Annotated in this window: 11 protein-coding genes and 1 rRNA gene; 7 read left to right on the top strand and 5 right to left on the bottom strand. The window is 38.8% G+C overall.

Annotation, left to right across the window (positions count from 1 at the left end):
- Window positions 1-144 precede the first annotated feature (144 nt).
- Window positions 145-260, top strand: a 5S ribosomal RNA gene (gene rrf, locus J7E81_RS29865).
- 125 nt (window positions 261-385) lie between these two features.
- Window positions 386-1861, top strand: coding sequence for a spore germination protein (locus tag J7E81_RS29860; protein ID WP_215047764.1), 1476 nt, complete (start codon window positions 386-388; stop codon window positions 1859-1861).
- 63 nt (window positions 1862-1924) lie between these two features.
- On the opposite strand, the gene J7E81_RS29855 is transcribed toward J7E81_RS29860, so the two are convergent.
- The 4 genes from J7E81_RS29855 to J7E81_RS29840 form a co-directional block, all read right to left on the bottom strand.
- On the bottom strand, window positions 1925-2197 hold the full coding sequence (locus J7E81_RS29855) for a YqhV family protein (protein WP_176541400.1): 273 nt from the start codon (window positions 2195-2197) through the stop codon (window positions 1925-1927).
- Window positions 2198-2295: 98 nt separating this feature from the next.
- Entirely contained in the window at window positions 2296-3060 is a 765-nt protein-coding gene (locus J7E81_RS29850; protein ID WP_215047763.1) for a sulfite exporter TauE/SafE family protein, read from the bottom strand.
- Between the two features lie 144 nt (window positions 3061-3204).
- Entirely contained in the window at window positions 3205-3486 is a 282-nt protein-coding gene (locus J7E81_RS29845) for a hypothetical protein (protein WP_215047762.1), read from the bottom strand.
- A gap of 41 nt (window positions 3487-3527) precedes the next feature.
- Window positions 3528-4772: an MFS transporter gene (locus tag J7E81_RS29840; protein ID WP_215047761.1), complete on the bottom strand. Its 1245-nt coding sequence runs from the start codon at window positions 4770-4772 to the stop codon at window positions 3528-3530.
- Between the two features lie 164 nt (window positions 4773-4936).
- Between J7E81_RS29840 and J7E81_RS29835 the strand changes: the two genes are divergently transcribed.
- From J7E81_RS29835 to cysC, 5 genes are read left to right on the top strand one after another with little or no spacing between them, the layout of a single operon-like run.
- Window positions 4937-5686, top strand: coding sequence for a phosphosulfolactate synthase (locus J7E81_RS29835; protein WP_215047760.1), 750 nt, complete (start codon window positions 4937-4939; stop codon window positions 5684-5686).
- A 1-nt stretch (window position 5687) separates the two neighbouring features.
- Window positions 5688-6212: a histidine phosphatase family protein gene (locus J7E81_RS29830; protein WP_215047759.1), complete on the top strand. Its 525-nt coding sequence runs from the start codon at window positions 5688-5690 to the stop codon at window positions 6210-6212.
- Between the two features lie 27 nt (window positions 6213-6239).
- A complete protein-coding gene (locus tag J7E81_RS29825; protein ID WP_275677351.1) occupies window positions 6240-6950 on the top strand; it encodes a phosphoadenylyl-sulfate reductase in 711 nt (236 codons plus the stop codon).
- A gap of 55 nt (window positions 6951-7005) precedes the next feature.
- Window positions 7006-8169 carry a sulfate adenylyltransferase gene (gene sat, locus J7E81_RS29820; protein WP_215047758.1) on the top strand — a complete coding sequence of 388 codons (1164 nt, stop codon included), beginning with the start codon at window positions 7006-7008 and terminating at the stop codon, window positions 8167-8169.
- Window positions 8170-8198: 29 nt separating this feature from the next.
- A complete protein-coding gene (gene cysC, locus J7E81_RS29815) occupies window positions 8199-8798 on the top strand; it encodes an adenylyl-sulfate kinase (RefSeq protein WP_215047757.1) in 600 nt (199 codons plus the stop codon).
- A 9-nt stretch (window positions 8799-8807) separates the two neighbouring features.
- Here cysC and J7E81_RS29810 read toward each other — a convergent pair whose 3' ends face one another.
- Entirely contained in the window at window positions 8808-9425 is a 618-nt protein-coding gene (locus tag J7E81_RS29810; RefSeq protein ID WP_215047756.1) for a YitT family protein, read from the bottom strand.
- Window positions 9426-9800 lie beyond the last annotated feature (375 nt).

Genomic DNA, 9800 nt, shown 5'->3' with positions numbered 1-9800 from the left:
AGGTGGAAGCGTGGCGACATGTGGAGCTGACTGATACTAATCGATCGAGGACTTAACCACGTTTTAAAGCGAAGTAACTCGTTTTTACAAAGTTTCTTCTACATTATCTAGTTTTGAGAGAACGAACTTCTTTCAATTAAATAGTCTGGTAATTAAGGCGAGAAGGTCACACCCGTTCCCATACCGAACACGGAAGTTAAGCTTCTCAGCGCCGATGGTAGTTGGGACTTTGTCCCTGTGAGAGTAGGACGTTGCCAGGCACGAAAAAAGACAATCATAATGATTGTCTTTTTTTGTTTTCTAAGTAATAAACAAAGAAAATGGGTATATAACCCTTCAACTTGCCGCAAAATACCATTAATGATTGTTATAGGAGTTGGCATGGTTGGGAAAAAAGGGGATTCAAATTCCGGTTAAGGAATCTTATGAAGAAAATATTGAATACTTGAAACAAGAGCTTCGTGTAGGGAAAAGCTTTGATATTATCCACCGTAAGATCGATTATGCTGGACATAAGATGAGCATGTTTTTAGTGGATGGATTTGCCCAGGCAAATATCTTGCTTTTAATCATGAAGGAGATTGAGAAACGGAAACCTGAAGAATTTAAAGACGATCCAATAAACGTATTAGTTAAAACATTTATACCACATGTAGAAGTGGTTGCTACACCCGACTTAGAGGAAGTAATTGCCCAAGTTCTTGCGGGACAGACGGCTATAGTTGTTGAACAAGGCAGTAAAGTAGTCCTAATTGATTCACGGGAATATCCAATTCGTTCGCCTCAAGAACCTGATATCGAACGAGTGGTTCGAGGGCCCCGTGATGGATTTGTGGAAACAATTGTATTTAACCTTGCCTTAATTCGCCGGCGTGTCCGAGATCGCTCGTTGGTCATGGAATATGTACAAGTTGGAAATCGTTCCAAGACAGATGTAGCATTAGTATACATAGATAGTATCGTTGATATGGAAAACGTAAAAATGCTAAGAGAAAAACTTGAGGATATTTCAATAGATGGGGTATCCATGGGTGAGAAGACAGTAGAAGAATTTGTATTTGGCAGGAACTATAATCCGTATCCATTAGTTAGATATACGGAAAGAGCGGATACCAGTGCTGTTCATTTAATGGAGGGGCATGTCCTTATTGTTGTAGATGGTTCACCTAGCGTCATGATTTGTCCAGCAACCTATTGGCATCATTTGCAGCATGCGGAGGAATATCGTCAAAAGCCCTTAGTAGGAGCATTTTTACGATTCGCAAGGTTCATTGCCGTTGCTGCCTCTTTATTTCTCTTACCAATATGGTATACCTACGCAACAAATGAGCAGCTCCTGTCAGAACGATGGAAATTTATTGGCGTTAAAGATCATGGAGAAATCGCCCTCATTTGGCAGTTTCTTATAGCTGAAATAGGGATTGAGATTTTGCGAATGGCGGCCATCCATACCCCGAATGCTCTTGCTACCGCTCTTGGTATCGTCTCTGCCATCATTATCGGGGATGTAGCGGTTCAAGTCGGGATATTCACCCATGAGGTAGTATTGTACGTTGCGGTTGCGGCTATAGGGACGTTTGCAACACCTAGTTATGAATTAAGCTTAGCGAATCGCATATTCCGTGTTTTCTTTTTAATTATGGTAGCAATCCTACAAGTCCCTGGTTTAATAATAGGAATAACTTTATGGATTCTACTTTTAGTCGTAACAAAAACAATGAATATTCCTTATCTATATCCATTTATCCCATTTAACCCTCTAGATTTTAAATTAGTTCTTCTCCGTTCTCCTGTGCCGTATAGCAATATGCGAGGAAACATGCTAAACCCACAAGACCGATCTCGACAAGACAATGACTAAGCCTATCAGACCTATCGAATCTGATAGGCTTTTTTCCTTTAATAGGCAAAAAAGGGTCCCTAATTAAGATTTTACGCCAATTAAAATAAAGGCAACCCCGAGTAAAATCCAGACGATTTTCATGACTGATATATCACCAACAATCCCTACTAAGCCTATTGTAGTTGTTAAAATTAAGATAATAGGACCGACAAGGGCGAGTGAGGAATTAATCATTAATGCTTTTTCAACTGAATTAAACCTTAGCATTAAAATGGCGGCAAATATCTCGATACTGCCTGATAATAATCGTAAAAAGGCCATCCCCAACACTGCTTTTTCTAAGATAATAAACATAGCTACCTCCCGAAAATCCGTTTCAACATATTATATGTTGATATTTTCTAGAGAAGGACATGTTTTTTTCTAAAATGAATTCATTTTAAGAGAGAAAATTAAATTAGTTTAAACCCGCTAATTAAAATCATGATGGCCATAATCGTTCTTAATGGTTTTTCGGGGAATTTTGAAGATAAGGTGCTACCTATCATGACTCCTGGAATAGATCCAGTTAGAAGATTAAGCATTAAGAGGTAATCAACATTACCAAAACCGGCATGCATAATTCCAGCTGCAGTAACGAGGAAGAAGGCATGGGCTATATCTGTTCCAACGAGTTCTGATGGACTTAACCGATATAGAAAGATCATTGCTAAAGCAAATAATGAGCCAGAGCCAATCGAAGTTAATCCAACAATAAAGCCTAATAACGCTCCTAACCCAATCGTTAATGCCCGTTTCTCCTCAAGAGGCCTTATTTGCAGGTGATTCCACTTATTTTTATTTTTCATAAACGTTTTAAACAGGGTAGACAATGCCACCAGTATTAAAACATAGCCAAGTGCATGTTTAATCACCAATTCTTGATTGTGAAAATAAGAATCAAAAAAGTGTAGGACACCAACAGCCATAACCGCACTGGGAATACTTCCGATCGCTAAATATTTGACGAGTTTAAGGTTGATGGTCTTTTGTCTCCAATGCTGAATTGATCCAAAGAGTTTTGTAATGGAGTTGTAGAAAAGATCCGTCCCCACAGCAATAGATGGATTTATACCCAATAATATCAGAATCGGAGTTAACAAGGCTGCACCACCAACGCCTGTCAACCCGACCATAAAACCAATCACTAATCCCATGAAAATAATTCCAAAGCTCATTAGGCAGCACTCCATAGAAAAAATACTTATAAAACTACATTATGAAGTAGTTATCCGCCTTGTGACATCACTTCTTGTATTCCAAAAAAACGGTTGACCCAGTTCAAAATTTCTGAGCCAACCGTTTATGGAATAATGGAATCCTTATTCTTTTTCTTCTTCATTTAATTTAATCTTTTTGCATCCAACATACACACAAGAAAAGATATCGAGTCCAGGCTTTGCTTTTGCAAGTCCTTTAATGTAGGGGGTAAGTAAATCTTTAAAATCAGCTCCCACTTCATCCTCTTCCAATATGCCATATACATAAAGTTTTTTGTCAGCAAATAAGAAGGCCACATTCCCGACTCCCTTGTTTTTTCCATCAACCACATTTAAAACTTGATATTCCGGGGTAATGACCTCGGGTGAAAAATATATTTGCAATGAAATCTTCTCCTTTTCAATCAATGGTTAGGATGGGCATTTTACGTAAATTGCAGCTTTTCAAACAGTGAATCGTTTTCTTCCGTTGGCTTCTTTTTAGCGACATGGATCAGCATCATGCAAAGAATTCCACATAATAAGGTTAATCCTGCGGTAGAAAGAAACATTCCAGATCTGGACCATTCCATTAAGGTACTAAAGATTGGCGGGCCTATTGCTACTCCTAAAAAACGAACGGAACCGTATAATGAGGTAACAAATCCTCTTCTGTCGGATGGGACAGAGCCAGTAATAAAGCTATTAATACAAGGCAGTACAAGGCCCGTGCCGACACTGCTGACCACCAGCACTGCAAAAAAAGGTAATAATTTGGTAAAGAACATTAGAGATGCAAAGGAAGCCGTCATTAATAGACAACCAATGATAATTAATTTTTTCATAAGGCTCATTTTTTTGCCGATATTACTTCCGGTGATATAGGAAGTAGTCGTCATAAATAAAAGCGGTATGGCTAAAATAGCCCCTTTCAATAAACCATCAATATGATGGTCCTTCTCAAGGATGTCAGAGATATAAAACAAAATCCCAAACAGGGTAAATAAACAGGAAGCCCCGGTTAAATAGGCGGCAAACAACCAGCGTCCCTCTGTTTTAAACACAGATACAAGGCCTCTAACATATTTTTTAACAGGAGGAGGCTCTTTTTCGGCCTTTTTTTCTTTAATGAAAAAGATGGTGAATAAAACGGATATGAAACAAAAGATCGGAAAGGCAAAAAAGGCTGCATACCAAAAGAGTAAGGCTAATAACGACCCAATAATGGGGCTGATTACTTTACCAAACCCATTGGATGCTTCTACTAAACCTAATACCTTACTTTGCTCGGCGCCCTTGAATAAATCGCCTGCTAAGGCCATTGCAATTGGGGCCGTTCCTGCTGCACCAATTCCCTGCATAATCCGTCCGGCTAATATCCATGTATAGGAACTAGAAAACCAAGCCGCCGCCGCTCCAGCTAAAAGCCCGCCCAAGCCGTACAGTATAAGGGCAGGAATGATGACGGCCTTTCGAGAAAATCGGTCGGATAAATAACCTAAGACTGGTATAGAGATTGCAGCCGCAATTGAAAACACGGTGATAATCAAACTAGTTTGAAATTGGGTTACATTCAGTTCTGTTTTCATGCTTGGGAGGATAGGGATCAGCATCGAGTTTCCCAGAACCAAAATGAGCGGGATCGAACCGATTGCTGCTATCGTTAAGCCTTTATGTTTTTGCTTTGGCAAGGACGTACACCCCTAACTATAAAATTAAGCCTTTATATTGTTTGTTCTAGATGAATGTTTATACATGACAAATGCCTAATTACAAGGTGTAATAGCCCATTGTTTACACAATAACCCAGTTTTTGAATAATCTATCCTAGAAAAATAGAGGAGGCGCATTGCCTATGAATTTTTTAACATTGCCGGAAAGAACTTCTGGAAATCGAACGTATGGTTTGACTTCTGTTATTGATTTCGGGACCCCGCTTGGGGAGTTAAAAAATATTTTAGCTGATTATGGCGACATGGTTGATATTGCCAAAATTGGTATTGGATCTGCCTATGTTACGCCCAATTTAAAGGAAAAAGTGAATCTTTATAAGGAACACCAAATTAAACCGTATTGTGGTGGAACCTTATTTGAGAAATGCTATTACCAAAATAGGATTCCCGAATATTTAGCTTACTTGAACAGTGTAGGAATCGAATGGCTTGAAATTTCCAATGGAACTTTGGATATTCCACTACAGGCGAGACTTCAGCTTATTTCACAAATAAAAAATGATTTTCATGTCATTGCCGAAGTCGGTTCAAAGGATTCTAATAATGAAATGCCGATCACGGAATGGAAAAAGGAAATAGAAGTGCTGCTCGACGCTGGATGTGATTATGTTATAACGGAAGGCCGGGATTCCGGTACATCTGGAATTTATGATAAATGCGGCACTGTTAAATCTAACTTAGTCCAGGAATTATTGAAGGATTTAGATGCGCGTAAAATTATTTTTGAAGCTCCATCCGCAAAGCACCAAATGTATTTTATAAAAGAAATTGGCCCTAATGTCAATTTAGGTAATGTCAAACTACACGATGTACTGGTATTGGAATCACAGCGCCGCGGACTTAGAAGTGAAACCTTTTTTTTGGAGGCATAAGATGTACCTTACCCTAATACGGCACCTTCCAACAGAATGGAATAAAAAAACATGGCTTCAAGGAAGGCGAGACATAGACCTCGCACCTGTTACAGTGGAGTTTGCGAAAAAGATAAAACAGAATAAGGAACTTCTTAAAGACGAGGCGTTTGACTTGGTATTGGCCAGTACGCTGAAACGAACCCACCAAACCGCTCATCTTTATGGGTATTACCCTGAAACTGAGGGATTATTAGATGAGTTGGATTTTGGTCCATTTGAGGGGGGCCCAAAAAGTAAGCTCATCAATGAGTATGGTGATAAATGGATTGAAAACCCTAAGGAACTGGTACTAGGTGAGAGTTTAAAGAACCTTGAAGCTCGAATTGCTCTATTTTTAAAAAAATACAAGGACTACCACCATGTATTAGTTTTCGGACACGGATCATGGATACGGGGGCTAGTCTCTTATGTGAATGATGGCGACATTAATAACATGAATAAAATCATTGTTGAAAACAATCAATGTTTGACTTTAGAAGTGTAAATGAGTGAATGAATGGAGGGCTAAGGAGTGTCAGAACTGTTAACGTATGAAAATTGGGATGAAGAGAAAATAGCCTCCTTTATGAACAAAAAACCAGATTTCTTAGATGCTTTAAAATGGGCCTATCAGGAATATAAAGATGATATTGTTTATTCCTGCAGTTTCGGCGCCGAAGGGATTGTACTAATTGATTTAATTTATAAAGTTAACAAACAAGCAAAGATTATTTTTCTTGATACAGGGCTGCATTTCCCCGAAACCTATGAATTAATCGATAAGGTTAAAGAACGTTACCCAACACTCGAGATCACGATGCTAAAGCCAAAGGCCAGCCTAGAGGACCAAGCCAAATGGTATGGGGACGAACTGTGGAAACATAATCCCAATTTATGCTGCCATATGAGAAAAGTAGTTCCCCTAAAAGAAGCCTTAGCCAATGTTTCGGCCTGGATATCGGGTTTAAGAAGAGACCAATCCCTTACAAGGCAAAATACCCAATATATCAATAAGGATGACAAATTTCATAAAGTAAAAATTTGCCCTCTTATTCATTGGTCATGGGAAGATATCATGACCTATATTACATTAAATAATCTTCCGTATAACCCTTTGCATGACCAAGGGTATCCGAGTATCGGCTGTGCCCCGTGTACCCAGCCTGTTACCGATACGGCAGATCTTCGTGCAGGGCGCTGGGCCGGAAATACAAAAACAGAATGCGGCCTTCACGAGGGATAAAGATAAATCAATAACATGGTGACCGAGTTTTGGGAGGTCTAGGGAGGAAAAGGGTATGGGTGAGAGTATGCCGCATGGCGGCAAATTAATTAATCGAATCGACGAATATTTTTCAAAAGAAAATATTCGTCACTCTGTCGAACTAAGTAAATTGGAAGTAAGCGATCTTGAATTAATAGCAAACGGGGCGTATAGCCCGCTAGAAGGTTTTATGGAAAAGAAGGATTATGATTCTGTGGTTGAGAAAATGAGACTATCTAACGGACTTCCATGGTCCATCCCGATTACGTTAGCTGTGGAGCCTCAGAAAGCAAAACTACTTAAAATTGGAGAAACCATCAACTTAATACACGATAATACCATTTATGGAGTAATGACCATAAAGGAAATGTTTAAGCCGGATAAAAAGGTAGAAGCTGACAGAGTATATAGAACCATTGATCCTCACCATCCTGGTGTTAAAAAGCTTTTTGAACGTCCGGATATTTATCTTGCAGGCCCGATAACTCTTATCAAAAGGCTGGAGAAAGCTAAATTTGAAAGCTTTCATTTAGATCCTATACAGACGAGAGAGAAATTTAAGGAGCTAGGGTGGGAAACAGTTGTTGGTTTTCAAACGAGAAATCCTGTTCATCGAGCGCATGAATATATTCAAAAATCAGCTTTAGAAATTGTTGATGGGTTATTCTTGAATCCGTTGGTTGGTGAGACAAAAGCTGACGATATTCCAAGTGAGATTAGAATGAAAAGCTATCAAGTATTACTCGAAAATTATTATCCGCAAGACCGGGTCTTCTTGTCTGTTTTTCCAGCTGCCATGCGTTATGCTGGACCCAGGGAAGCGATTTTTCATGCCATTGTCCGGAAAAATTATGGATGTACACATTTTATTGTGGGAAGAGATCATGCAGGAGTAGGAAATTATTATGGGACCTATGATGCTCAAAAAATCTTCAGTCACTTTACAGAAGAAGAATTAGGGATAAAGCCGCTATTTTTCGAACATAGTTTCTACTGCAAAAAATGTGAAAACATGGCGTCTGCAAAAACATGTCCTCATGACCGGGGTTACCATGTGATTTTATCGGGGACAGCGGTTCGAGGGATGCTGAGTAATGGCGTTCATCCTCCAAAGGAATTCAGCCGGCCAGAGGTAGTGGAGACGCTTATTCAAGGCATGAAAGAGACAAATATAAATGAAAACTCAAGAATAGGCTAGCTGCCAAAACAACTAAAGGGTGTAGGAGAATGAATAAGAGAGGTAATATCACCTGGCATCACACAACCATTTCAAAAAAAGATCGTCATCTTTTAAATGGACATAAAAGCTGCGTTCTTTGGTTTACCGGTTTGTCCGGATCAGGAAAATCTACACTGGCAAATGCAGTGGATCAGATGTTGTTTCAAGAAAGCTATCGAAGCTTTGTATTGGATGGGGACAATATCCGTCATGGCTTAAATCGTGATTTAAGCTTTCTTCCAGAGGACAGAAAAGAGAATATCCGCAGAATTGGGGAAGTAGCAAAACTGTTTGTCGACAGTGGGCAAATAGTATGTACTGCTTTTATTTCCCCCTTCCTAGAAGACAGAGAACTTGTCCGCAATCTGTTTGAGCCAGGTGAGTTTATTGAAATCTATTTAAGTTGTCCGATCGTTGTTTGTGAAGACCGCGACCCAAAGGGACTATATAAAAAGGCACGAAAAGGTGAAATCGCAGAATTCACAGGAATCTCCTCTCCTTATGAAGCACCGATTAAGCCAGAAATTATCATCGATTCTGCTAAAATGTCGATTGAACAATCTGTAGATAAAGTCATGGGGTATTTAAAAGATAAGAAGATCCTATAGAGGGTCTTCTTATCTTTTACGCCAATTAGCCGTTAGGAAGCTAATCTTATGAATTTTTAGTTCATATATATAATCAATGATATTGGTTGAAAAAAATTGGCAGATAATCGCGAAAATCACAATTTTATAATCGATAACCAAGGCAGTTAATAAGAAAATTAAAAGGTTGATGCCCATCATTACTTTCCCAGGGCTCCAATTCTTGTAAGTAGCAATCATTAAAGCAGGAATGACCATACCACCGCTGGATCCGCCCGCTCGAATGAGGATTCCTACGCCAATTCCAAAAAAAACACTTCCGGCTAGCATGTCCAATAATAGATGGACATGGATATGCGGGACATACAGTGTTAAATAATTTACAGTTGAAGAGGTAGTGGCAACTGAAATGATGGTTTTAAATGTCCAAGTAAAACCAAAATAACGAATCGCAAAAAATAAAAAGACGATATTAGCAATCCATAAGGAAAAGCCTAATGAGAGGTGAAACCAGTGATTCATTAAAATCGCAATTCCAGCTGCCCCGCCAGATGGAATAGAGTGAGGAAATAAAAACAAGGACATTGACATTCCTTGCATACTGGCCCCGATTATTAAGCAGCAATACGTTAACAATGTCTTTCTCATACTTTTATAAATACTAGCGCCAATTGTTTATCAGTCTTTGTCAAGCTCATAACCCCCTAGGACAATCCTTACCTGTCCATTTTATGTGAGGATTATCCGGATTATGAAGAATCCTCTACGGAAAATTAAACAAATGAAAAAGCGTGATTGGATAATTTTACATGTGGATGTTTACGAATAGAAATGATATATTAATAAAGCTCCTTCGAGAAAAGGTAATTGTCAAAAAGAATTAAGAAATTTTGTTGACATACTTTTGAAGGATATGTTACTATATATCTTGTCGCTTCTGATGACATTGTTCTTTGAAAACTAAACAAACAAAAACGTCAACAAACAATACTATTCATTTTTTATGAAATGAAGCCAACGTAA

The organism is Bacillus sp. ISL-18, assembly GCF_018613415.1.
Taxonomy (GTDB): Bacteria; Bacillota; Bacilli; order Bacillales; family Cytobacillaceae; genus Neobacillus.
Note: the sequence above shows the minus strand (reverse complement) of the source record. Positions and strands in the feature narration are given on the sequence as shown.